The following is a 21429-nucleotide window of genomic DNA, read 5'->3' as shown; positions in this document are numbered from 1 at the left end:
CGGCTCATTGCTGAGCCGTTTATTCGTTGAGAATGCGTACTGTATTACAGAACCGCTTTCTCTACAACGCGAACCAGCGTCCAGGACTTAGTCTTGGACAGCGGACGGCACTCAGCGATTTCAACTTTGTCGCCGATACCGCATTCGTTGTTCTCGTCATGTACGTGCAGTTTGGTCGTACGCTTGATGAATTTACCGTATACCGGGTGTTTCACCATACGTTCGATAGCAACAACAATGGATTTCTCCATTTTGTCACTAACCACACGACCTTGCAGAGTACGGATTTTATCGGTCATTACGCACCCGCCTTCTGAGTCAGTAAAGTCTTAACACGTGCAACATCACGACGCACTTGCTTCAGCAGATGAGTCTGTTGCAGCTGGCCACTTGCAGCCTGCATACGCAGGTTGAACTGCTCACGCAGTAGGTTCAGCAGCTCAGCGTTCAGCTCTTCAACGCTTTTTTCACGCAGCTCTTTTGCTTTCATTACATCACCGTCTTAGTTACAAAGGTGGTTTTGATCGGCAGTTTCGCTGCTGCCAGGCCGAATGCTTCACGGGCCAGCTCTTCCGGTACTCCGTCCATTTCGTACAGGACTTTGCCCGGCTGAATCAAGGCAACCCAGTACTCCACGTTACCTTTACCTTTACCCATACGAACTTCCAGCGGCTTCTCAGTGATCGGTTTGTCCGGGAATACACGGATCCAGATCTTACCTTGACGCTTAACTGCACGGGTCATAGCACGACGTGCTGCTTCGATCTGACGTGCAGTCAGACGACCACGGCCAACAGCTTTCAGACCGAAAGTGCCGAAGCTAACATCCGTACCCTGCGCCAGACCACGGTTGCGGCCTTTGTGCACTTTACGGAATTTTGTACGCTTTGGTTGTAACATCAGCGACGCTCCTTATTTACGGCCTTTACGCTGCTGCTTTTTAGGTTGAGCAGCCGGTTCCGGTTGTTCAACAGCAGCCATACCACCCAGGATCTCACCTTTGAAGATCCATACCTTAACGCCGATTACACCGTAAGTGGTGTGCGCTTCAGAGGTGTTGTAGTCGATGTCAGCACGCAGAGTGTGCAGCGGTACGCGACCTTCGCGGTACCATTCGGTACGTGCGATTTCCGCGCCGCCCAGACGGCCGCTAACTTCAACTTTAATACCTTTAGCGCCAAGACGCATTGCGTTCTGTACAGCACGCTTCATAGCACGACGGAACATAACGCGACGTTCCAGCTGAGAAGTGATGCTGTCAGCAACCAATTTAGCGTCCAGTTCAGGCTTACGAACTTCGGCAATATTGATCTGTGCAGGAACGCCAGCGATATCCGCTACGACCTTGCGCAGTTTTTCTACGTCTTCGCCTTTCTTACCGATAACGATACCCGGGCGAGCAGTGTGAATAGTTACACGAATGCTCTTAGCCGGACGCTCGATAACGATACGAGATACAGACGCTTTAGCCAGTTCTTTAGTCAAGAACTGACGTACTTTAAAATCGCTGTCCAGGTTGTCAGCGAATTCTTTGGTGTTCGCGAACCAGGTAGAGTTCCATGGTTTGACAATACCCAGGCGAATACCATTAGGATGTACTTTCTGACCCATTGCTAGTCTCCAGAGTCTCAGCGATCGGACACAACCACAGTAATGTGGCTGGTGCGCTTCAGGATGCGATCTGCACGACCTTTAGCACGCGGCATAATGCGCTTCATGCTCGGGCCTTCGTCTACGAAAATTTTCGTAACTTTCAGATCGTCAATGTCAGCGCCATCGTTGTGTTCAGCGTTAGCAATGGCAGATTCCAGTACCTTCTTGACCAGTACAGCCGCTTTCTTATTGGTGTAGGTCAGAATATCCAGGGCCTGCGACACTTTCTTACCGCGAATCAGGTCAGCAACAAGGCGAACCTTCTGAGCAGAAGAACGAGCATGGCGATGTTGAGCTAAAGTTTCCATCTCTTCCTCCTACCTTATTTTTTCTTCGCTTTTTTATCAGCAGCGTGGCCGCGATAAGTACGAGTCGGTGCGAATTCACCCAGTTTGTGACCAACCATTTCGTCGGAAACAAAAACTGGAACGTGCTGACGACCATTATGGACAGCGATGGTCAAACCGATCATGTTAGGAAAGATCGTTGAACGACGGGACCAAGTGCGCAGGGGCTTCTTGTCTCCGCTTTCCACCGCTTTCTCTACCTTCTTCAGCAAGTGCAGGTCAATAAAAGGACCTTTCTTGAGAGAACGTGGCATGGCTTATCCTCTAAAATTATTTGCTACGGCGACGTACGATGAATTTATCAGTACGCTTGTTGCTGCGGGTCTTCTTACCTTTGGTCTGAACGCCCCACGGAGTTACCGGGTGCTTACCAAAGTTACGACCTTCACCACCACCATGTGGGTGGTCGACTGGGTTCATCGCAGTACCGCGAACGGTAGGACGAACACCACGCCAGCGTGCAGCACCTGCTTTACCCAGAACGCGCAGCATATGCTCAGCATTGCCAACTTCGCCCAGAGTAGCGCGGCAGTCTGCTTCGACTTTACGCATTTCACCAGAACGCAGACGCAGGGTGACATAAGCACCATCGCGAGCAACGATCTGAACGTAAGTACCAGCGGAACGTGCCAGCTGACCGCCTTTACCTGGTTTCATTTCTACGTTATGAACGGTAGAACCAACCGGGATATTGCGCATCGGCAGGGTGTTACCTGCTTTGATTGCAGCATCAACGCCAGACTGAATCTGGTCGCCAGCTTTCAGGCCTTTAGGGGCCAGGATGTAACGGCGTTCACCGTCTTTGTACAGAACCAGCGCGATGTTCGCGGAACGGTTCGGATCGTACTCAAGACGTTCAACAACTGCCGGGATACCGTCTTTGTTGCGTTTGAAGTCAACAATACGGTAAGCCTGCTTGTGACCACCACCAATATGACGAGTGGTGATGCGGCCATTGTTGTTACGACCACCGGATTTGCTGTTTTTTTCAACCAGCGGAGCAAAAGGTTTGCCCTTGTGCAGCTCTGGGTTGACCACTTTAACGACGTGGCGACGACCCGGAGATGTCGGTTTACATTTAACAACTGCCATTGTATTACTCCTCCGACTTACTCAGCGCCGCCAACGAAGTCCAGATTCTGGCCTTCCTTCAGGGTGACGTAAGCTTTTTTCCAGTCGCTACGACGACCGATACGCTGTCCGTGACGTTTAACTTTCCCTTTAACTACCAGGGTGTTAACGACTTCGACTTCGACTTCAAACAGTTTCTGCACAGCAGCTTTGATTTCTGCTTTAGTCGCGTCTTTAGCAACTTTGAGAACGATGGTATTGGTTTTTTCCATCGCAGCAGACGCTTTTTCAGAAACGTGCGGTGCACGCAGCACCTTCAGTAAACGTTCTTCACGAATCATGCCAGCATCTCCTCAACTTGCTTAACAGCATCAGCAGTCATTACGACTTTGTCGAAGGCGATCAGGCTAACCGGGTCAATACCAGTTGCATCGCGTACGTCAACCTTGTGCAGGTTGCGCGCAGCCAGGAACAGGTTTTCGTCCAGCTCACCGGTGATGATCAGCACATCTTCCAGAGCCATGTCTTTCAGTTTCTGTGCCAGCAGCTTAGTTTTAGGCGCTTCTACAGAGAACGTCTCGACAACGATCAGACGATCCTGACGTACCAGTTCGGACAGAATGCTTTTCAGCGCGCCGCGGTACATCTTTTTGTTAACTTTTTGACTGTGGTCCTGCGGACGTGCAGCGAAGGTTACGCCACCTGAACGCCAGATCGGGCTCTTGATAGAACCTGAACGCGCACGGCCGGTACCTTTCTGGCGCCACGGCTTTTTGCCTGAACCAGTTACTTCAGCACGAGTCTTCTGAGCACGAGTACCCTGACGAGCACCAGCTGCATAAGCAACAACAACCTGGTGAACCAGCGCTTCGTTGAAATCACGACCGAAGGTAGTTTCGGAAACAGTCAGCGCGCTCTGCGCGTCTTTCAATACTAATTCCATTGCTATCCCCTTACGCCTTCACAGCTGGTTTAACGATCAGGTCGCAGCCGGTTGCACCCGGAACTCCACCTTTAACCAGCAGCAGGTTGCGCTCAGCGTCAACACGTACTACGTCCAGGCTCTGAACAGTGACGCGTTCGTTGCCCAGCTGACCTGCCATTTTCTTGCCTTTGAACACTTTGCCCGGAGTCTGGTTCTGACCGATAGAACCCGGAACGCGGTGAGACAAGGAGTTACCGTGGGTAGCGTCCTGGGTACGGAAGTTCCAGCGCTTAACGGTACCAGCGAAACCTTTACCTTTAGAGGTACCGGTTACGTCAACTTTTTTAACGTCAGCAAACAGTTCAACGCTAATGTTCTGACCAACGGTGTATTCTTCACCATCTGCCAGACGGAACTCCCACAGGCCGCGGCCAGCTTCTACGCCAGCTTTAGCAAAGTGACCAGCTTCCGGCTTGGTTACACGGTTAGCTTTTTTAGCACCAGTGGTAACCTGAACAGCGCGATAGCCATCGTTAGCCAGATCTTTGATCTGAGTAACGCGGTTTGCTTCAACTTCGATAACGGTTACTGGGATAGATACGCCATCTTCAGTGAAGATGCGGGTCATGCCCACTTTTTTACCGACTAAACCAATCATTGTATCAACCTCTCAATCGCTCGATGACCTGATTAACCCAGGCTGATCTGCACGTCTACACCGGCAGCCAGATCCAGACGCATCAGAGCATCAACGGTTTTTTCAGTTGGCTCAACGATGTCAACCAGACGCTTGTGAGTACGAATCTCGTACTGATCGCGCGCGTCTTTGTTGACGTGCGGAGAGATCAGAACGGTGAAACGTTCTTTGCGGGTCGGCAGCGGGATCGGACCACGGACTTGCGCACCAGTGCGCTTAGCAGTCTCGACGATTTCCGCGGTTGATTGATCGATCAGACGATGATCAAACGCTTTAAGGCGGATACGGATTCTTTGGTTCTGCATGAGACCAGAGCTCCAATTATTTTATAGACGAAATGGTTACTCCTCATACCCATTACGATTGATGGGAGAGTGTAACCGTTCTTACATAGCTCCCCAATTGGGAACATTGTTTGATAGCCAATTTCGCTATCAGGGTTCATTTCGAACCGGCCGTCAACTTTGACAGGCCCGCGCATTATACGCAAATTCAGCCGCAACGCAAGCATTGTCTAGTAATTCATCACTGGCTTCTGAGAGCAGGGATCATCATGTTCATCAACGCTGTGAAATGCAGGCAAATACATCTGATAGCTACTTCCATTGCACATTATTGGCCTTTGATACATGAACGACTTCTCAGCACTCTCACTACTACAGCCATATCACAGGAACCATCCATGTTCGTCACTTCCTCAATATTTATTATTTTATACTGTGGGTTATCACTCATCCTCTGTTGGTGCGACTACCGAAATGGTCTGCTTCCAGATCGATTTACCTGTCCTCTACTCTGGGTTGGTTTGCTTTATCATCTATATTTATCAGAAAGTACTCTTTCAAGCGCGGTATGGGGGGCGATCGCTGGCTATGTGTCCTTTGCTACTATCTACTGGTTATACAGAGGACTGCGCGGATATGAAGGCATCGGTTACGGTGACGTTAAATTTCTGGCCGCTCTTGGGGCCTGGCATGGATGGGGCGTATTACCTCAACTAGTGCTCATTGCAACCATACTCGCATGTGTCACCCTTGGGATGAAGATCATAGCGGGAAGAAAAAGGCAGGTATTATACAACCCGCTGCCTTTTGGCCCTTTTCTGGCAGCAGCGGGTCTTTGGTGTGGATGGCAGACGCTTATTAGTCCGCCACCTTAATTTGTGACTGGAGATAATTCTGTAGGCCAATTTTACCGATTAAGTCGAGCTCAGTTTCCAACCAATCAATGTGGCTTTCTTCGTCTGTAAGGATCTCAATTAGCATATCGCGGCTGACATAGTCATAGACACTATCGGCATAGGCAATAGCTTCTCGCAAATCTTTAGCCCCTTCCAGTTCCAACCGTAAATCAGATTGCAACATCTCCTCGACATCCTCGCCGATGCGCAGTTTGCCAAGATCTTGCAGGTTAGGGATTCCTTCGAGAAACAAAATACGCTCGATATACTTATCGGCATGTTTCATTTCATCAATGGATTCGTGGTATTCGACATCGTTGAGGCGCATCAGGCCCCAGTTCTTAAACATTCTCGCGTGGAGAAAGTATTGATTAATTGCGACAAGCTCATTTCCCAATAATTTATTGAGATAAGTTATGATTTTGACATCACCTTTCATTATATAGTCCCTCCGCTTCCACTTATTGAAGCGTAGTTCGACCTATAGAGATGTCAAAAAAAGCAGGGGGGCTTCAGGCAATCTCTTGATATTCTGGCATGCGAGTTAATTCATCTTCCATAATTTCTCGAGCTGCGCGAATGCACTTACCGCATTGATTTCCAACGGGAATAAATTTTCTTAGTTGTTGAAAAGACTGGGGGTGGAATTGACGCACAGCCTGACGAATTTTTTTATCGTTTACACCATTACACAGACAAACGTACATACAGACTCCCGTTCAACTTATACGCAAAGTGTAAATGAGAATAGTTATGATTACAATAGCCTGTATTATTAAATATACGCCTGCACTAATTTCTGTAAACAATTTCCCTCATTAACTCAAATAGTCGACAGCAAAAAGGGCGCCTAAGCGCCCTTTTCTAATTCAGAACTAATAATTAGCTCAGAACTTTAGCAACAACGCCCGCACCAACGGTACGGCCGCCTTCACGGATTGCGAAACGCAGGCCGTCGTCCATCGCGATCGGATGGATCAGGGTAACAACCATTTTGATGTTGTCGCCCGGCATAACCATCTCTACGCCTTCCGGCAGTTCGATGGTGCCAGTCACGTCAGTTGTACGGAAGTAGAACTGCGGACGGTAGCCTTTGAAGAACGGAGTATGACGGCCGCCTTCATCTTTGGACAGAATATAAACTTCAGATTCGAATTTGGTGTGCGGCTTGATTGAACCCGGCTTAGCCAGTACCTGACCACGTTCGATTTCTTCACGTTTGATACCACGCAGCAGAACACCTACGTTCTCACCAGCACGGCCTTCATCCAGCAGTTTGCGGAACATTTCAACGCCGGTACAGGTAGACTTCGCAGTCTCTTTGATACCAACGATTTCAACTTCTTCGCCAACTTTAACAATACCACGCTCTACACGACCGGTAACAACGGTACCACGGCCAGAGATGGAGAATACGTCTTCGATAGGCAGCAGGAACGGCTTGTCAATCGCACGCTCTGGTTCCGGAATGTAAGAATCCAGGAAGCCAGCCAGTTCGATGATTTTCGCTTCCCACTCTGCTTCGCCTTCCAGCGCTTTCAGAGCAGAACCACGGATGATCGGAGTGTCGTCGCCCGGGAAATCGTACTGAGACAGAAGTTCACGAACTTCCATTTCTACCAGTTCCAGCAGCTCTTCGTCATCAACCATGTCGCATTTGTTCAGGAACACGATGATGTACGGAACGCCTACCTGACGACCCAGCAAGATGTGCTCACGAGTCTGCGGCATCGGGCCGTCAGTCGCAGCAACAACCAGGATCGCGCCATCCATCTGCGCAGCACCGGTGATCATATTTTTAACATAGTCGGCGTGGCCCGGGCAGTCTACGTGTGCGTAGTGGCGAGTCGGGGTGTCATATTCAACGTGAGAAGTGTTGATAGTGATACCACGAGCTTTTTCTTCCGGCGCGTTATCGATCTGGTCGAATGCGCGAGCAGCACCGCCGTAGGTTTTAGCCAGTACGGTAGTGATTGCAGCGGTCAGAGTAGTTTTACCATGGTCAACGTGGCCGATAGTACCGACGTTGACGTGCGGTTTTGTACGTTCAAATTTTTCTTTAGACACGGCTATATTCCTTACTATAGTGCTCTCCCCTTCAGGAGAGAGCACGGGACTTTGGTTTTAACCCTGCGGCTTATTTACCACGGGCTTCGATTACGGCCTGAGCAACGTTATTCGGCGCATCATCATACTTCAGGAACTCCATAGAGTAAGAAGCACGACCTTTGGTCAGAGAACGCAGCTGAGTTGCATATCCAAACATTTCAGACAGCGGAACTTCAGCATGAATCACAACGCCAGTCACGTTGGATTCCTGACCGCGCAGCATACCGCGACGACGGCTAAGGTCACCGATAACGTCACCAGTATTCTCTTCCGGAGTTTCTACTTCAACCTTCATGATCGGCTCAAGCAGAACTGGTTTCGCTTTCTTAAAGCCATCTTTAAAGGCAATAGAAGCGGCCAGTTTAAACGCCAGTTCGGAGGAGTCAACGTCGTGGTAAGAACCGAAGTGCAGACGCACGCCCAGGTCAACTACCGGGTAACCAGCCAGAGGACCAGCTTTCAGCTGCTCCTGGATGCCTTTATCAACGGCCGGGATGTATTCACCAGGAATTACACCACCTTTGATGTCGTTGATGAACTCGTAACCTTTCGGGTTAGAGCCCGGCTCCAGCGGATACATGTCAATAATGACGTGACCATACTGACCGCGACCACCAGACTGCTTAGCGTGTTTACCTTCGATATCGGTAACTTTCGCGCGAATCGCTTCACGGTAAGCAACCTGAGGTTTACCAACGTTCGCTTCAACGTTGAATTCACGCTTCATACGGTCAACGATGATGTCGAGGTGCAGCTCACCCATACCGGCGATGATAGTCTGGTTAGATTCTTCGTCAGTCCATACGCGGAAAGACGGGTCTTCTTTAGCCAGACGGCCCAGAGCCAGACCCATTTTTTCCTGGTCAGCTTTGGTTTTTGGTTCAACCGCGATAGAGATTACCGGCTCAGGGAATTCCATACGCTCCAGAATGATCGGCGCGTTTGGATCACACAGAGTGTCACCCGTAGTTACGTCTTTCAGACCGATAGCTGCAGCGATGTCGCCCGCGCGAACTTCTTTGATCTCTTCACGCTTGTTAGCGTGCATCTGAACGATACGACCAAAACGCTCACGTGCTGCTTTCACGGAGTTCAGGATGGTATCACCAGAGTTAACCACACCGGAATACACGCGGAAGAAGGTCAGGTTACCTACAAACGGGTCGGTCGCGATTTTAAATGCCAGAGCAGCAAACGGCTCATCATCGCTAGCGTGACGTTCAGCAGGAGTATCTTTACCGTCGTCCAACATACCGTTGATCGCAGGTACATCAACCGGGGATGGCAGGTAATCAATTACCGCATCCAGCATCGCCTGAACACCTTTGTTCTTGAACGCAGAACCACAGGTTACCAGGATGATTTCGTTGTTCAGAACGCGCTGACGCAGAGCTACTTTGATCTCTTCTTCAGTCAGTTCTTCACCACCCAGGTATTTCTCCATCAGCTCTTCAGAAGCTTCAGCAGCGGACTCGATCAGGTTCTGGTGCCATTCTTCGGCCAGGTCCTGCATGTCAGCTGGAATATCTTCGTAAGTGAAGGTTACACCCGCGTCTTCTTCGCTCCAGTTGATGGCTTTCATTTTCACCAGGTCAACAACACCAGTGAAATGCTCTTCAGCACCAATTGCCAGCTGCAGCGGAACCGGAGTCGCGCCCAAGCGGGATTTGATCTGACCAACAACTTTCAGGAAGTTCGCACCCATACGGTCCATTTTGTTAACGAACGCAATGCGTGGAACTTTATATTTGTTTGCCTGACGCCATACGGTTTCAGACTGCGGCTGAACACCACCAACTGCGCAGTAAACCATTACCGCACCATCAAGAACACGCATGGAACGTTCTACTTCGATTGTGAAGTCAACGTGCCCCGGGGTGTCGATGATATTTACGCGATGCGGCTCATACTGCTTAGCCATACCAGACCAAAATGCAGTAGTCGCTGCGGAAGTGATAGTGATACCACGTTCCTGTTCCTGTTCCATCCAGTCCATGGTGGCAGCGCCGTCATGAACTTCACCGATCTTATGGTTTACACCGGTGTAGAACAGAATACGTTCGGTAGTAGTAGTTTTACCGGCGTCGATGTGCGCACTGATACCAATGTTACGGTAGCGTGCGATGGGTGTTGTACGAGCCATTTGATTCCTCGTTTATTTCTTTAGGCGTTCAGTTAAGTTATCCAAAACGGGCGACTTACTTGAAGCGCCCGCCTGGTGACTATGACTCCGAAGGGATTACCAACGGTAGTGTGCGAACGCCTTGTTGGCTTCTGCCATGCGGTGAACGTCTTCACGTTTCTTAACTGCAGTACCTTTGTTGTCTGCAGCATCAGAGAGTTCGTTCGCCAGACGCAGAGCCATGGATTTATCACCACGTTTACGAGCAGCTTCAACGATCCAACGCATTGCCAGGGCATTACGACGAACCGGACGGACTTCAACTGGTACCTGATAAGTAGAACCACCAACGCGGCGAGACTTAACTTCTACAGTCGGGCGCACGTTGTCGAGAGCGACTTCGAAAGCTTCCAGTTCATTTTTACCAGAGCGCTGAGCCAGGGTCTCCAGCGCGCTGTATACGATTGCTTCTGCAGTAGATTTTTTACCATCTACCATCAGGATATTGACAAATTTAGCCAGCAGTTCTGATCCGAACTTAGGATCCGGCAGGATTTTACGCTGACCAATGACGCGACGACGTGGCATGGAAATACTCCGTTGTTAATTCAGGATTGTCCAAAACTCAAAGAGTTTAGTTTGACATTAATATAAAACGTTTGGCCTTACTTAACGGAGAACCATTAAGCCTTAGGACGTTTCACGCCATACTTGGAGCGTGCTTGCTTACGGTCTTTAACGCCGGAGCAGTCAAGCGCACCACGAACGGTGTGGTAACGAACACCCGGAAGGTCTTTTACACGACCGCCACGGATCAGGATCACGGAGTGCTCCTGCAGGTTGTGGCCTTCACCACCGATATATGAAGAAACTTCAAAACCGTTAGTCAAACGAACACGACATACTTTACGCAGTGCGGAGTTCGGTTTTTTAGGAGTGGTAGTATATACACGAGTACATACGCCACGTTTCTGCGGGCAGGCTTCCAGCGCAGGCACGTTGCTCTTTGCAACTTTGCGTGCGCGTGGTTTGCGTACCAGCTGGTTAATTGTTGCCATTAAATAGCTCCTGGTTTTAGCTTTTGCTTCGTAAACATGTAATAAATCGCCTCATATAATATGAGGACGCAGAATTCTAGGGCGGTGCTGAAAAGGTGTCAAGAAATATACAACGATCCCGCCATTACCAGGCTAATTGCCCAGGGTGTTTGACTGTAAGTCTGACGAAATCAGTATAGCTAAGCCTGACGACACTGTCCGCAATTTGACCACCCAGCCCGCGGGCTTCGATATCTTCTTGCAGAACGTGAATGGTTATGGGGGCAGATTGCAGAATTTCAAGGAAGCGACTCCCGGCAACTGCTGCGACGACGCCATCAGACATCAGCAGGAGATCGTCTCCTTCTTTTATCAAACGAAGCATTGTCGCAGTATCAGCATGCCAGGGAGATGTGCTTAATGTGTGGAGCATGCGAACCTCAAAAACGCAGTATCACGTTAAAATCGTCAAGCTGGGTTCGTAAAGCCTCTGGCTCCAGCCACTCGGCATCTACGATCCATGGCGTCGAAGAATTCAGGCCGCGTTCACGTGCAGAAGCCGCACAGACCCAGCATTGCTCAATATCGTAGAGCGATAAAAGTTTGAAGGTAGAGATATAGTCGCGTGCCAGCACCGCTGCGGGCCGCTGTCCCGGAAGTAACTGGAACACGCCATCTCCGATGAAGAATACACCGATTTCCTCCGTCAGAGCGGATGTTGCAAGCAGTGCATCCAACCCTTCTCTGCCGGATGCTGAGCCGTGAGGAGTAGAGGAAAATACAAAAGCTACGCGCTTCATCAGAACTGTACCATCCGGTCGCAGGTTAACGCGGCTTCCGCCAGCGCACCTAATCCGCTCAGCGTAAATCCAGGCTGTAAATTACAGGCTGGTAATCCCAGCTGTTGTGCTTCCTGTTGATCCACAACTCCTCGACGCAAAGCTGCGGCCACGCATATATGCAAGGAAACAGCGTGATCGTCATGTAACGATTGCCATGCACGAACCAGATCAAACTCATCGCTAGCCGGTGCTGATAGCTGGTTTGCGTTATAAACACCTTCGCGATAGAAAAAGATGCTGACCAGTTCATGGCCTTCCTGCAAAACAGCATGGGCAAACTGCAATGCGCTGCTGGCCAACTGCGTACCGTAAGCAGGCCCCGTCACCGTAATCGCAAAGCGCATTACTTATCCAGCCCCTGGAAATCTCCGCTTTTAAACTGACGAATGTAGAGATACACCGTGTGCTTAGAGATATTCAACCTATCGGCAACCTGATTGATGGCATCTTTAATGTCAAAGATGCCTTTTTCATAAAGATTCAGGACTATCTGGCGGTTTTTGGCATTGTTAGAAACATTACGATCGGCATTCACCTCTTCGATGGTGAACTCAAGCGTCTGCGCAACCAGATCGTCTACCGATGAGGCAAAGTTGACCTGCGAGTTCACTTCCGTCGTTTCAGGCGGAATGAAGGTGCTCATTATTTGCGAGAACGGCACATCAAGGTTCATGTTGATGCACAGCAGGCCAATGACCCTATGTTCACGGTTGCGAATTGCAATCGTGACCGACTTCATCAGCACGCCGCTTTTGGCGCGAGTAAAATAGCATTTGGAAACGCTGCTATCGGCCCCGGTCATATCGTGCAGCATACGCAGCGCAAGGTCAGTGATTGGCGAGCCGATTTGACGGCCAGTATGTTCACCGTTGGCGATACGGATAGCGGAACATTTTAAGTCCTGCAACGAATGCAGTACGATTTCACAGTGGGAACCGATGAGCATCGCTAACCCGTCCACCACCGCTTCATAGGATTTGAGGATATCAAAGTCGGTCTGGTCAAAAGGACGTTGATCCAGCAAATCAAGCTCGCTGGTCTCGTTGGTTAAAAGCGACCTGGACATGAAAAAAAGCACTCCTTTTCAGGAGCCTGTCGTTATTGTCAGGGCAGGCTCATCATCATTATTAATCTATCTAAAGTAATACAGCGTCTGAGGTTCTTGCCAGTTTTAATTATATTTGCCCTCAATAAAAAAACCGCCGCCTGTAAAGGCGGCGGCTTAAACCAGATTACTTCTTGGCGTCAGCGGCCGGTGCTTCTGCGGCAGCTTCAGGCTTGGCATCAGCCTTTGGTGCCGGTTTGATATCCAGCAGCTCTACATCAAAGACCAGCGTGGAGTTCGCAGGAATTCCCGGAACGCCAGTTTTTCCGTAAGCCAGATCCGGTGGGATAACCAGTTGAATTTTCCCGCCTTTCTTAATATTTTTCAGACCTTCTGTCCAGCCAGGGATAACGCCGTCCAGGCGGAAGGATAGCGGCTCGCCACGGGTGTAGGAGTTATCAAACTCTTTACCATCGATCAGCGTACCTTTGTAGTTTACGACGACAGTATCGCTATCTTTAGGCGCATCGCCAGTACCGGCTTTCTCAACTTTATACAGCAGGCCGGATTTAGAGGTTTTCACACCTTTCTCTTTAGCAAAGGTGTCGCGGTAAGCTTTACCTTTTGCATCGTTTTCAGATGCATCTTTTTCCATTTTCTGCTGAGCCGCAGTTTTTACACGAGTTTCAAATGTCTGCAGTGTCTGTTCGATCTCCTGATCGGACAGTTTGCTCTTATTGGCAAAAGCGTCCTGAACGCCGGCAATCAGCTGGTCTTTATCCAGTTTGATACCCAGTTTTTCTTGTTCTTTCAGGGAGTTTTCCATGTAACGTCCCAGTGATGCACCCAGCGCATAAGCAGATTTCTGATCGTCATTTTTGAATGCCGATTTGCTTTCCGTTGCAGGTGCCGCTTTCGCTGCGGTATCAGCAGCAAAGGTCAGCGGTGCATTCAGGGCGACGGCCATTGTGGTCGCCAGCAGCGTTACTTTAAACAGTGATTTCATCCATTTCTCCAGGGCCGGGGCATCTCACCCCAGGGTTATCGTAAAAAGCAAAAAACGTACTATAGAACGTTGTAGAACAAATCTACATACAGACGTTCCTGAATATCGCTTCATTTAGGACTATTTTTGTATGAATTAGTTTCCTGCCACACGCAACGATGCTGCGCGGATGCTGAAACTTCAGTAGAATCCGACCGCAGAATAGGACAGAAGAGGTTACTCATGCACGATAGCACTTTAGAGACTCGCCTTGCGGAACTGGAGAGCAGGTTAGCGTTCCAGGAAATCACTATTGAAGACCTCAACAAGACCGTCACCGCTCACGAGATCGAAATGGCCAGGATGCGTGAACATTTACGCTTAATGGTAGAAAAGCTAAAAGCAACTCAACCATCGCATATCGCCTCACAGGCGGAAGAGACGCCTCCGCCCCATTACTAATGGCGTAAAAAAAGCGGGTTTCCCCGCTTTTTTTATTCCAGAACGCTAATGCGATGGAATTAGTGGCAACCGCAACCGCCATTACCGCCGCAACCACCTTTACCATGTTCGTGGTCATGGCCGTGACCGTGGCCACCGCAGCAACCGTCATGATCGTGGTCATGGTCATGATCGTGTCCATTCGCGCCGTGGACATGACCGTGCTCCAGCTCTTCAGCCGTTGCTTCGCGAATCGCGATAACTTCAACATTGAACTTCAGATTCTGGCCAGCCAACATGTGGTTACCGTCAACAACAACGTGTTCATCACCCACTTCAGTGATTTCAACCGGTACCGGGCCCTGGTCGGTTTCTGCCAGGAAGCGCATGCCTACCTGCAGTTCATCAACACCCATGAAAACGTCTTTAGGAACGCGCTGAACCAGGTTTTCATCGTACTGTCCGTACGCGTCGTTAGCGCCGACTTCTACATCAAACTTGTCGCCTACTACATGACCATCCAGCGCATTTTCCAGGCCAGAAATCAGGGAGCCGTGACCATGTAGGTAGTCCAGCGGCGCGCTTGCCGGAGACTCATCAACCAACACACCGTCTTCTGTACGTACCTGATAGGCCAGGCTGACCACCAGGTCTTTTGCTACTTTCATGATATCTCCTGAGCAAGGGAAGAATAGTGGCGCAGATTGTAGCGGAATTCTGCAGCCGTGTACCCTCTAGCTTAAAAAAAGCCGATAGATAACGCTAGTCCGGATGAAAAATGCCTATCACTTGCTCCTCTTTGCGAACATGATCGCGAACTTCCTTATCAGCCTCACGCATCTGGTGGCCGCACTTAACACATTCAACAATATCGACATTATTTTCACGCCACATTGCCAGCGAATCCAGAGCCTGGCACGCCGGACATTTCGCACCGGCAATAAAACGTTTACGCACCGCCATATTATTTACCTTTTATTCAAACTCGTCCCAGCCGTCTAACTGCCTGCTCTCTTTCTGCATCTCTCGCTGAAAGATCTCTTCCAGCTCGCGCCTGGCTTCACGCACGCGGGATATCTGCAGGGTATCAGTATGCACCGGCATTAACTCACGCAGCATTCGCATATCGAGACGACGAAAGTGCAGTTGCGCACGCTGTGCCTGGTGTGGATGCATACCTATAGAGATAAGCGCTTTACGTCCCAACTCCAGCGCACTGGAGAACGTCTCGCGCGAAAATTGCGCCACTCCAGCCTGCAAAAGCTCATGCGCCTCAACGCGTCCCCGAGCTCGAGCCAGAATATTCAGATGCGGAAAATGCTGCTGGCACATCTCCACAAGCCTCATCGTATCCTCTGGCTCATTACAGGTGATCACTATCGATTGTGCGTCCTCAGCCCCCGCTGCACGCAGCAGTTCGAGTTGCGTCGCGTCGCCAAAGTAGACTTTATAGCCGTATTTACGCATCAGGTTTACCGCACTGATATCGCGCTCCAGCACCGTAATGCGCATTTTATTCGCCATCAGCAGGCGGCCAATCACCTGCCCGAAACGCCCAAAGCCGACGATAATGACCTGTGGTTTATCATCCTCAACCCACGGAGCCTCATCCTCTTCTTCAGGCTGATTAAACCGCCGCGAAAGCACTTTATCGATTAGCGTCATAAGCAGCGGCGTGGTCATCATCGACAATGTCACCGTGACCAACAGCAGCGCCATCTGATCGTTTTGAAACAGACGAAGCGAAGCGGGCATCGAAAACAACACAAAGGCGAACTCTCCCCCTTGGCTTAGAACGCCTGCAAACTGCATGCGCTCCGAGCTACGTAAGCCGTAAACTCGCGCCAGCAGATACAGGACTCCTCCTTTCACTGCGACCAGTATTGCGACGCTGGCGACAACCCATAGCAGATGGGTGTACAGCACCCCGAGATTCAGCGCCATACCAACGGAAATAAAGAACAATCCGAGCAGCAGCCCTTTAAACGGCTCAATGGCGATCTCCAGTTCATGACGGTACTCGCTCTCTGCCAGCAGTACGCCCGCTATAAACGTCCCCAGAGCCATCGATAAGCCGAGCGCATCCATAAATAGCGCCGATCCGAGTACCAACAGCAGGGTCGCAGCGGTAAAAACCTCTCGCACACCGGAACCAGCGATAAAACGGAAAACCGGTCGCAACAGGTAGCGCCCACCGACCAGCATCCCACCAAAGGCCAGGACTTTTATCCCCACAGTGGCCCAATCAAAGTGGTCATCGCCCGAGCCAGCAAGTAGAGGAACCAGCGCAAGGGCAGGGATAACTGCCAGATCCTGGAACAACAATACGGAGAAACCTAACTGTCCGGATTCGCTGCGGCTCATCCCTTTCTCACGCATGAGCTGTAGCGCCATGGCGGTTGAAGACATTGCCAACCCAATTCCGCCAACTACTGCGGCCTGCCATGAGAAGTCGCTAAGCATGAGCAAACCGCCAAGAATGAGCGCACTCAGGGCGACCTGCGCGGCGCCTACGCCGAAAATTGAGCTTCTTAACCGCCAGAGCTTGGCCGGATTCAACTCCAGCCCGATGATAAACATCAGGAAAACAACGCCTAACTCTGAGAAATGAAGAATTTCATCGACATCGCTAATGAAACCCAATCCCCACGGGCCAATGGCAATACCGGCCAGCAGATACCCCAGCACGGCACCAATCCCCAGCCTCGCCGCCAACGGTACCGCAACCACGGCGGCAAACAGAAACAACACCCCCGCCAGCAGCAGATCAGCTCCCGCCATTTGAACCTCCTGCCGCTATAGGGTTAGCCAACCAGTCACGATAGGCGCGCGCGTGGCTTTTCAAGTCGTTGGGGGATTGCCGCCGCGCCCAGTAGACGATAATAGGGCTCATCCAGTGCATTCTGCACATACCAGCGGTTAGTTCAAAAGGACGCAGGATGTCGTTCATCGGATAGCGATGGGCATCCCGCCGATAGGCGCTCTCCGGTTCACCAGTAGTAATCACACTCCGCCAGTACTTTCCCGCCAGTTGGTTTCCCCCGGCTCCGCTGGCAAAGCCGCGGCTTAATACCCTGTCCAGCCACTCTTTCAGCAATGCCGGGCAACTCCAGGTATATAGCGGATGCTGGAAAACGATCACCTCATGCTGACGCAGTAACTCCTGCTCCCAGGCAATATCGATAAAAAAATCTGGATAGTGCGCGTAGAGATCGTGCACGGTGACATTCGACAACTGTAAGGCCGGTTCAAGCAAAACCCGGTTGGCCACGGAATCCTGAGATTCTGGGTGGGCATACAGCAGCAAAACCTTCGCTGTCTGAGACATCTTTCCCCTCCCGAACGTCTTCTGGCGGCCTGTGCAGCGGCTGCGTCCCGACGCAACCAGAATGACTTTGTGTATCGTCTTCATTTTGGGCTACCATTGCGGCCCGGTTGAGCGATTCGCTCCACACTACATTATCATAATGACAAATTAACATAATCAGAACATACGGCGCCTTATGATTGTTTTCTCCTCGTTACAAATTCGTCGCGGCGTACGCGTCCTGCTGGATAACGCAACCGCCACCATCAACCCTGGGCAAAAAGTCGGTCTGGTGGGCAAAAACGGCTGCGGTAAATCCACCCTGCTTTCGCTTTTGAAAAACGAGATTAGCGCCGATGGTGGCACTATGACTTTTCCAGGCAACTGGCAGCTAGCGTGGGTTAACCAGGAAACCCCGGCGTTACCACAACCAGCCATTGACTATGTTATTGATGGCGATCGCGAATTTCGCCAGCTCGAGGCTGACTTAAACCAGGCCAATGAACGCAATGACGGTCACGCCATCGCGACGGTGCACGGTAAACTCGACGCTGTCGACGCCTGGACCATACGTTCGCGCGCGGCCAGTCTGTTGCATGGCCTGGGTTTCAGTAATGAACAGCTGGAGCAGCCGGTAAGCGACTTTTCCGGCGGCTGGCGTATGCGCCTTAATCTGGCACAGGCGCTAATTTGTCGCTCTGACCTGCTGCTACTTGATGAACCGACCAACCACCTTGACCTCGATGCGGTCATCTGGCTGGAAAAGTGGCTCAAAGGCTATGCCGGCACCCTGATTTTGATCTCTCACGATCGCGATTTCCTTGACCCCATCATCGACAAAATTATTCATATCGAGCAGCAGTCAATGTTCGAGTATACGGGCAACTACAGCTCATTTGAGATACAGCGCGCCACCCGCTTGTCACAGCAACAGGCAACATACGAAAGCCAGCAATTGCGCGTCGCTCATTTACAAAGTTATATCGATCGCTTCCGTGCGCAGGCTACCAAAGCTAAGCAGGCGCAGAGTCGTATCAAGATGCTTGAACGCATGGAGCTTATTGCACCGGCCCACGTCGATAACCCGTTCCATTTTAGCTTCCGCGCACCGGAAAGCCTGCCGAACCCGCTACTGAAGATGGAAAAGGTCAGTGCCGGTTATGGCGAGCGAGTGATTCTCGACTCGATCAAGCTGAACCTGGTTCCGGGTTCACGCATCGGTCTGCTGGGGCGCAACGGTGCCGGTAAATCGACGCTGATAAAACTGCTGGCCGGTGAGTTACAGCCGCTACGCGGTGAGATTGGCCTGGCGAAGGGAATCAAACTTGGCTACTTCGCTCAACATCAGCTTGAGTTCCTGCGCGCTGACGAATCCCCGCTGCAGCATCTGGCCCGTCTGGCTCCGCAGGTGCTGGAGCAGAAGCTGCGCGACTATCTCGGCGGCTTTGGTTTTCAAAGCGACAAGGTCAATGAAGAGACACAGCGCTTCTCCGGCGGTGAAAAGGCGCGCCTGGTGCTGGCGTTAATCGTCTGGCAGCGGCCAAACCTGCTGCTGCTTGATGAACCGACTAACCACCTCGATCTCGATATGCGCCAGGCCTTAACCGAAGCGCTGATTGATTTTGAAGGAGCACTGGTGGTGGTCTCGCACGACCGCCATCTGATTCGCTCCACCACTGATGACCTCTATCTGGTGCACGACAGTAAAGTCGAACCTTTTGACGGCGATCTGGAAGATTACCAGCAATGGCTAAGCGACTCACAAAAGCAGGAAAGCCAGGCGTCAGAAGAATCAAAAGAGAGCGCCAACAGCGCTCAAGCGCGTAAAGATCAAAAACGCCGGGAAGCCGAGCTGCGCACGCAAACCCAACCGCTGCGTAAAGAGATTGCTCGCCTGGAAAAAGAGATGGAGAAACTGAACGCCAGGCTAACGCAGGCGGAAGAGAAGCTGGGCGACAGCGGCTTATACGACCAAAGCCGCAAAGCAGAGCTTACCGAATGTTTACAGCAACAAGCCAATGCAAAGTCCGGGCTTGAAGAGTGTGAAATGGCCTGGCTGGACGCACAAGAACAGCTGGAACAGATGCTGCAGGAAGGCTAATGTCTGATAGCTAACGGCACAAAAGGCGGGATAACCCGCCTTTTTAATACCTCTCACCGAGGCTTAACGCTGCGCCGCCAACCGGGCGCGTATTTGCTCAAGATGTTCACAGCGGAACAATTTGCCATCAAGGAAGCGGGTTTTTAGCTCTCCCTGTAGCTCCTGCTCCAGGGTTTGTTCATCATGCAGTTGCAGCTCTCCCAGAGCATTGCGCTCAACTCGTAAAAGACCGCGTGCCGAACGTTTCAGGCCATTGTCCGTTTTTGGCTCTTTGAAAATCATTCGCCCTTCACCACTGACTTCCCCCCAGGTTGCTTTCATCGCAAAACCAAAGGTATCGCGCGTATTGTACTGGTAGGTAAAGGAGCCCACTCCAAACACCACATTAGAACTGGCGAAACCCTTCGCTTCCAGACGACGCATGATCTCATCGGCTCTGGCGAGAGTAATGGAATCACCGTAAATCAGGCCCACATGGGGATCCAATACCTTGTAGCCTTTATCATTTATCGTGCCGCCAAAAATCTCCCACAGCACCTCGACAGAGCCTTTCTCTTCTACACTTCGTTCAGTACGTACATCATCGGTAGCAGCAGTACCGCACAGAATCTCAACCGGATCACCACTGTCCGGGCGGAAAACAACCCGCCCCTGACGCTGCATGATGATCCCTTTCAGTTCGCGGGTAAATTCACTCAATACACGCCAGTAGTCCCAGGTATCGGAGACGATAGAAACAAATCCCTGCGGATAAATATCGGCAATCAGACGACGGAAGGTTTCTATCTCATGCTCACGCTCCCCCATACACATCACACTATGCTCAGTCGCCGGAATGCTGGCGCCGATAAAATAGTCTTCACTTTCGGTATAGTAATCGCGGGCATAGAGCAGTGCTGGAATGCTATCTGTCCCCTTAAAGCTTAACAAATGCCCACACCCCGCTTGGGCGGCATCCTGCAATCCGGCCATACCGCGAAACGAAAAATCGTGACACTGAAAATCGAGATGGGTCAGATCGCTACAGGTCTTTTCCGCCCAGCGTTCGCAGATTTTGCGATAGTGATGGGCAATAGTGGCATTGGTGGATGCCTTCCAAAGCTCTGCCGAAAGCACCGTTTCCAGGTAATTCACCAGCCAGAAAAATTCTTCTTTCGTATTAATGATGGTCAATACCGGCACCTTCATCGGCACTTTTGTGCCTTCATCCAGCGATTTAATGTGCAGCGGCAGATAGCCCAGACGATGTAGGTCGCGAATATGATCCACCGGGACCGCATCGCGACCAAGATAACCATCCATGACCTGCTTATATTCGTGCACCACTTCATCTTCCGGACGAGCAAAAAATGCCTCGTTGAACTGATCGACAAGGAACCACTGCAAAAAGCCCTGCAGACCGAAAAACACTAGCTTGCCATCTGCCAACGGCGACTGGAAAAAACGATCGCTGCGCGGAGTGAAGTTAGAATAGACCCGCGTCGTACCCTGGGGATATTGCGCGCGGTGAGAAACTTTGTAGCCATCAATAGCCAGAATAGGGTTAATTTTCATGATGATTTCTCCC

The 21429-nt window shown here is 50.8% G+C and carries 30 protein-coding genes; 3 read left to right on the top strand and 27 right to left on the bottom strand.

Annotated features, from left to right (window positions below; translation table 11 throughout):
- Positions 1-44 precede the first annotated feature (44 nt).
- Genes rpsQ through rpsJ form a run of 11 tightly spaced genes read right to left on the bottom strand, consistent with a single transcriptional unit; the run spans position 45 to position 4998 of the window.
- Complete coding sequence (gene rpsQ, locus HV213_RS02510; protein WP_110275019.1) at positions 45-299, bottom strand: 30S ribosomal protein S17; 255 nt, start codon at positions 297-299, stop codon at positions 45-47.
- A complete protein-coding gene (gene rpmC, locus HV213_RS02505; protein WP_002919754.1) occupies positions 299-490 on the bottom strand; it encodes a 50S ribosomal protein L29 in 192 nt (63 codons plus the stop codon). Before rpmC ends, rpsQ begins: the two co-directional genes overlap by 1 nt.
- On the bottom strand, positions 490-900 hold the full coding sequence (rplP, locus tag HV213_RS02500) for a 50S ribosomal protein L16 (RefSeq protein ID WP_002919759.1): 411 nt from the start codon (positions 898-900) through the stop codon (positions 490-492). Before rplP ends, rpmC begins: the two co-directional genes overlap by 1 nt.
- 12 nt (positions 901-912) lie before the next feature.
- Entirely contained in the window at positions 913-1611 is a 699-nt protein-coding gene (gene rpsC / locus HV213_RS02495; protein ID WP_002919766.1) for a 30S ribosomal protein S3, read from the bottom strand.
- A gap of 17 nt (positions 1612-1628) precedes the next feature.
- On the bottom strand, positions 1629-1961 hold the full coding sequence (rplV, locus tag HV213_RS02490; protein ID WP_000448832.1) for a 50S ribosomal protein L22: 333 nt from the start codon (positions 1959-1961) through the stop codon (positions 1629-1631).
- 14 nt (positions 1962-1975) lie between these two features.
- Positions 1976-2254 carry a 30S ribosomal protein S19 gene (gene rpsS, locus HV213_RS02485; RefSeq protein WP_001138115.1) on the bottom strand — a complete coding sequence of 93 codons (279 nt, stop codon included), beginning with the start codon at positions 2252-2254 and terminating at the stop codon, positions 1976-1978.
- Between the two features lie 16 nt (positions 2255-2270).
- Positions 2271-3092: a 50S ribosomal protein L2 gene (rplB, locus tag HV213_RS02480; RefSeq protein ID WP_000301869.1), complete on the bottom strand. Its 822-nt coding sequence runs from the start codon at positions 3090-3092 to the stop codon at positions 2271-2273.
- Between the two features lie 17 nt (positions 3093-3109).
- Positions 3110-3412, bottom strand: a complete 303-nt coding sequence (gene rplW, locus HV213_RS02475; protein ID WP_004868363.1) for a 50S ribosomal protein L23 — start codon at positions 3410-3412, stop codon at positions 3110-3112.
- Complete coding sequence (rplD, locus tag HV213_RS02470; protein ID WP_015960716.1) at positions 3409-4014, bottom strand: 50S ribosomal protein L4; 606 nt, start codon at positions 4012-4014, stop codon at positions 3409-3411. The genes rplW and rplD overlap by 4 nt, the downstream gene beginning before the upstream one ends.
- Before the next feature lie 10 nt (positions 4015-4024).
- Positions 4025-4654: a 50S ribosomal protein L3 gene (gene rplC, locus HV213_RS02465; protein ID WP_052284882.1), complete on the bottom strand. Its 630-nt coding sequence runs from the start codon at positions 4652-4654 to the stop codon at positions 4025-4027.
- Positions 4655-4686: 32 nt separating this feature from the next.
- The gene (rpsJ, locus tag HV213_RS02460) at positions 4687-4998 is read right to left on the bottom strand and encodes a 30S ribosomal protein S10 (protein ID WP_001181005.1); all 312 of its coding nucleotides are present in this window, start codon (positions 4996-4998) and stop codon (positions 4687-4689) included.
- 377 nt (positions 4999-5375) lie between these two features.
- On the opposite strand from rpsJ, the gene HV213_RS02455 reads away from it, so the two are divergent.
- Positions 5376-5852: a prepilin peptidase gene (locus HV213_RS02455; RefSeq protein ID WP_181484676.1), complete on the top strand. Its 477-nt coding sequence runs from the start codon at positions 5376-5378 to the stop codon at positions 5850-5852.
- On the opposite strand, the gene bfr is transcribed toward HV213_RS02455, so the two are convergent.
- The 11 genes from bfr to fkpA all read right to left on the bottom strand — a co-directional run bounded on the left by bfr (position 5836) and on the right by fkpA (position 14034).
- Entirely contained in the window at positions 5836-6312 is a 477-nt protein-coding gene (bfr, locus tag HV213_RS02450; RefSeq protein WP_110275015.1) for a bacterioferritin, read from the bottom strand. The genes HV213_RS02455 and bfr overlap by 17 nt on opposite strands.
- Before the next feature lie 73 nt (positions 6313-6385).
- Positions 6386-6580: a bacterioferritin-associated ferredoxin gene (gene bfd, locus HV213_RS02445; protein WP_110275013.1), complete on the bottom strand. Its 195-nt coding sequence runs from the start codon at positions 6578-6580 to the stop codon at positions 6386-6388.
- A 175-nt stretch (positions 6581-6755) separates the two neighbouring features.
- Positions 6756-7940: an elongation factor Tu gene (tuf, locus tag HV213_RS02440; RefSeq protein WP_181484675.1), complete on the bottom strand. Its 1185-nt coding sequence runs from the start codon at positions 7938-7940 to the stop codon at positions 6756-6758.
- A gap of 70 nt (positions 7941-8010) precedes the next feature.
- On the bottom strand, positions 8011-10125 hold the full coding sequence (gene fusA, locus HV213_RS02435; RefSeq protein ID WP_110275009.1) for an elongation factor G: 2115 nt from the start codon (positions 10123-10125) through the stop codon (positions 8011-8013).
- A 96-nt stretch (positions 10126-10221) separates the two neighbouring features.
- A complete protein-coding gene (gene rpsG / locus HV213_RS02430) occupies positions 10222-10692 on the bottom strand; it encodes a 30S ribosomal protein S7 (protein WP_004106370.1) in 471 nt (156 codons plus the stop codon).
- 95 nt (positions 10693-10787) lie between these two features.
- On the bottom strand, positions 10788-11162 hold the full coding sequence (gene rpsL / locus HV213_RS02425; RefSeq protein WP_110275007.1) for a 30S ribosomal protein S12: 375 nt from the start codon (positions 11160-11162) through the stop codon (positions 10788-10790).
- Between the two features lie 124 nt (positions 11163-11286).
- On the bottom strand, positions 11287-11574 hold the full coding sequence (gene tusB / locus HV213_RS02420; protein ID WP_110275005.1) for a sulfurtransferase complex subunit TusB: 288 nt from the start codon (positions 11572-11574) through the stop codon (positions 11287-11289).
- 7 nt (positions 11575-11581) lie between these two features.
- Entirely contained in the window at positions 11582-11941 is a 360-nt protein-coding gene (gene tusC / locus HV213_RS02415; RefSeq protein WP_112214738.1) for a sulfurtransferase complex subunit TusC, read from the bottom strand.
- Entirely contained in the window at positions 11941-12327 is a 387-nt protein-coding gene (gene tusD, locus HV213_RS02410; RefSeq protein WP_181484674.1) for a sulfurtransferase complex subunit TusD, read from the bottom strand. Before tusD ends, tusC begins: the two co-directional genes overlap by 1 nt.
- Complete coding sequence (locus HV213_RS02405; RefSeq protein WP_110275001.1) at positions 12327-13049, bottom strand: helix-turn-helix transcriptional regulator; 723 nt, start codon at positions 13047-13049, stop codon at positions 12327-12329. The genes tusD and HV213_RS02405 overlap by 1 nt, the downstream gene beginning before the upstream one ends.
- Positions 13050-13215: 166 nt before the next feature.
- Positions 13216-14034, bottom strand: a complete 819-nt coding sequence (fkpA, locus tag HV213_RS02400) for an FKBP-type peptidyl-prolyl cis-trans isomerase (protein ID WP_110274999.1) — start codon at positions 14032-14034, stop codon at positions 13216-13218.
- Positions 14035-14256: 222 nt separating this feature from the next.
- Between fkpA and HV213_RS02395 the strand changes: the two genes are divergently transcribed.
- On the top strand, positions 14257-14475 hold the full coding sequence (locus HV213_RS02395) for a protein SlyX (protein ID WP_110274997.1): 219 nt from the start codon (positions 14257-14259) through the stop codon (positions 14473-14475).
- A gap of 59 nt (positions 14476-14534) precedes the next feature.
- Here the strand turns inward: HV213_RS02395 and slyD are convergent, their stop codons facing one another.
- From slyD to kefG, 4 genes are all read right to left on the bottom strand, one after another.
- Positions 14535-15122, bottom strand: coding sequence for a peptidylprolyl isomerase (slyD, locus tag HV213_RS02390; protein WP_110274995.1), 588 nt, complete (start codon positions 15120-15122; stop codon positions 14535-14537).
- Positions 15123-15216: 94 nt separating this feature from the next.
- Positions 15217-15417, bottom strand: a complete 201-nt coding sequence (locus HV213_RS02385) for a YheV family putative zinc ribbon protein (RefSeq protein ID WP_110274993.1) — start codon at positions 15415-15417, stop codon at positions 15217-15219.
- Positions 15418-15429: 12 nt separating this feature from the next.
- Positions 15430-17235, bottom strand: a complete 1806-nt coding sequence (kefB, locus tag HV213_RS02380; RefSeq protein WP_181484673.1) for a glutathione-regulated potassium-efflux system protein KefB — start codon at positions 17233-17235, stop codon at positions 15430-15432.
- Positions 17222-17782, bottom strand: coding sequence for a glutathione-regulated potassium-efflux system ancillary protein KefG (gene kefG / locus HV213_RS02375; protein WP_181484672.1), 561 nt, complete (start codon positions 17780-17782; stop codon positions 17222-17224). The genes kefB and kefG overlap by 14 nt, the downstream gene beginning before the upstream one ends.
- Before the next feature lie 175 nt (positions 17783-17957).
- Between kefG and HV213_RS02370 the strand changes: the two genes are divergently transcribed.
- Positions 17958-19862 (top strand): ABC transporter ATP-binding protein, encoded by a 1905-nt coding sequence (locus HV213_RS02370; RefSeq protein ID WP_181484671.1) that lies wholly within the window; start codon positions 17958-17960, stop codon positions 19860-19862.
- A gap of 63 nt (positions 19863-19925) precedes the next feature.
- Here the strand turns inward: HV213_RS02370 and HV213_RS02365 are convergent, their stop codons facing one another.
- Positions 19926-21416 (bottom strand): nicotinate phosphoribosyltransferase, encoded by a 1491-nt coding sequence (locus HV213_RS02365; protein ID WP_181484670.1) that lies wholly within the window; start codon positions 21414-21416, stop codon positions 19926-19928.
- Positions 21417-21429 lie beyond the last annotated feature (13 nt).

This window comes from Klebsiella sp. RHBSTW-00484, assembly GCF_013705725.1.
Lineage (GTDB): Bacteria > Pseudomonadota > Gammaproteobacteria > Enterobacterales > Enterobacteriaceae > Klebsiella.
Note: the sequence above shows the minus strand (reverse complement) of the source record. Positions and strands in the feature narration are given on the sequence as shown.

Excerpts from the sequence above, each read along its gene's own strand:
- rpsQ (WP_110275019.1), bottom strand. The coding sequence starts at position 299 with ATGACCGATAAAATCCGTACTCTGCAAGGTCGTGTGGTTAGTGACAAA.
- rpmC (WP_002919754.1), bottom strand. The coding sequence starts at position 490 with ATGAAAGCAAAAGAGCTGCGTGAAAAAAGCGTTGAAGAGCTGAACGCT.
- rplP (WP_002919759.1), bottom strand. The coding sequence starts at position 900 with ATGTTACAACCAAAGCGTACAAAATTCCGTAAAGTGCACAAAGGCCGC.
- rpsC (WP_002919766.1), bottom strand. The coding sequence starts at position 1,611 with ATGGGTCAGAAAGTACATCCTAATGGTATTCGCCTGGGTATTGTCAAA.
- rplV (WP_000448832.1), bottom strand. The coding sequence starts at position 1,961 with ATGGAAACTTTAGCTCAACATCGCCATGCTCGTTCTTCTGCTCAGAAG.
- rpsS (WP_001138115.1), bottom strand. The coding sequence starts at position 2,254 with ATGCCACGTTCTCTCAAGAAAGGTCCTTTTATTGACCTGCACTTGCTG.
- rplB (WP_000301869.1), bottom strand. The coding sequence starts at position 3,092 with ATGGCAGTTGTTAAATGTAAACCGACATCTCCGGGTCGTCGCCACGTC.
- rplW (WP_004868363.1), bottom strand. The coding sequence starts at position 3,412 with ATGATTCGTGAAGAACGTTTACTGAAGGTGCTGCGTGCACCGCACGTT.
- rplD (WP_015960716.1), bottom strand. The coding sequence starts at position 4,014 with ATGGAATTAGTATTGAAAGACGCGCAGAGCGCGCTGACTGTTTCCGAA.
- rplC (WP_052284882.1), bottom strand. The coding sequence starts at position 4,654 with ATGATTGGTTTAGTCGGTAAAAAAGTGGGCATGACCCGCATCTTCACT.
- rpsJ (WP_001181005.1), bottom strand. The coding sequence starts at position 4,998 with ATGCAGAACCAAAGAATCCGTATCCGCCTTAAAGCGTTTGATCATCGT.
- HV213_RS02455 (WP_181484676.1), top strand. The coding sequence starts at position 5,376 with ATGTTCGTCACTTCCTCAATATTTATTATTTTATACTGTGGGTTATCA.
- bfr (WP_110275015.1), bottom strand. The coding sequence starts at position 6,312 with ATGAAAGGTGATGTCAAAATCATAACTTATCTCAATAAATTATTGGGA.
- bfd (WP_110275013.1), bottom strand. The coding sequence starts at position 6,580 with ATGTACGTTTGTCTGTGTAATGGTGTAAACGATAAAAAAATTCGTCAG.
- fusA (WP_110275009.1), bottom strand. The coding sequence starts at position 10,125 with ATGGCTCGTACAACACCCATCGCACGCTACCGTAACATTGGTATCAGT.
- rpsG (WP_004106370.1), bottom strand. The coding sequence starts at position 10,692 with ATGCCACGTCGTCGCGTCATTGGTCAGCGTAAAATCCTGCCGGATCCT.
- rpsL (WP_110275007.1), bottom strand. The coding sequence starts at position 11,162 with ATGGCAACAATTAACCAGCTGGTACGCAAACCACGCGCACGCAAAGTT.
- tusB (WP_110275005.1), bottom strand. The coding sequence starts at position 11,574 with ATGCTCCACACATTAAGCACATCTCCCTGGCATGCTGATACTGCGACA.
- tusC (WP_112214738.1), bottom strand. The coding sequence starts at position 11,941 with ATGAAGCGCGTAGCTTTTGTATTTTCCTCTACTCCTCACGGCTCAGCA.
- tusD (WP_181484674.1), bottom strand. The coding sequence starts at position 12,327 with ATGCGCTTTGCGATTACGGTGACGGGGCCTGCTTACGGTACGCAGTTG.
- HV213_RS02405 (WP_110275001.1), bottom strand. The coding sequence starts at position 13,049 with ATGTCCAGGTCGCTTTTAACCAACGAGACCAGCGAGCTTGATTTGCTG.
- fkpA (WP_110274999.1), bottom strand. The coding sequence starts at position 14,034 with ATGAAATCACTGTTTAAAGTAACGCTGCTGGCGACCACAATGGCCGTC.
- HV213_RS02395 (WP_110274997.1), top strand. The coding sequence starts at position 14,257 with ATGCACGATAGCACTTTAGAGACTCGCCTTGCGGAACTGGAGAGCAGG.
- slyD (WP_110274995.1), bottom strand. The coding sequence starts at position 15,122 with ATGAAAGTAGCAAAAGACCTGGTGGTCAGCCTGGCCTATCAGGTACGT.
- HV213_RS02385 (WP_110274993.1), bottom strand. The coding sequence starts at position 15,417 with ATGGCGGTGCGTAAACGTTTTATTGCCGGTGCGAAATGTCCGGCGTGC.
- kefB (WP_181484673.1), bottom strand. The coding sequence starts at position 17,235 with ATGGCGGGAGCTGATCTGCTGCTGGCGGGGGTGTTGTTTCTGTTTGCC.
- kefG (WP_181484672.1), bottom strand. The coding sequence starts at position 17,782 with ATGTCTCAGACAGCGAAGGTTTTGCTGCTGTATGCCCACCCAGAATCT.
- HV213_RS02370 (WP_181484671.1), top strand. The coding sequence starts at position 17,958 with ATGATTGTTTTCTCCTCGTTACAAATTCGTCGCGGCGTACGCGTCCTG.
- HV213_RS02365 (WP_181484670.1), bottom strand. The coding sequence starts at position 21,416 with ATGAAAATTAACCCTATTCTGGCTATTGATGGCTACAAAGTTTCTCAC.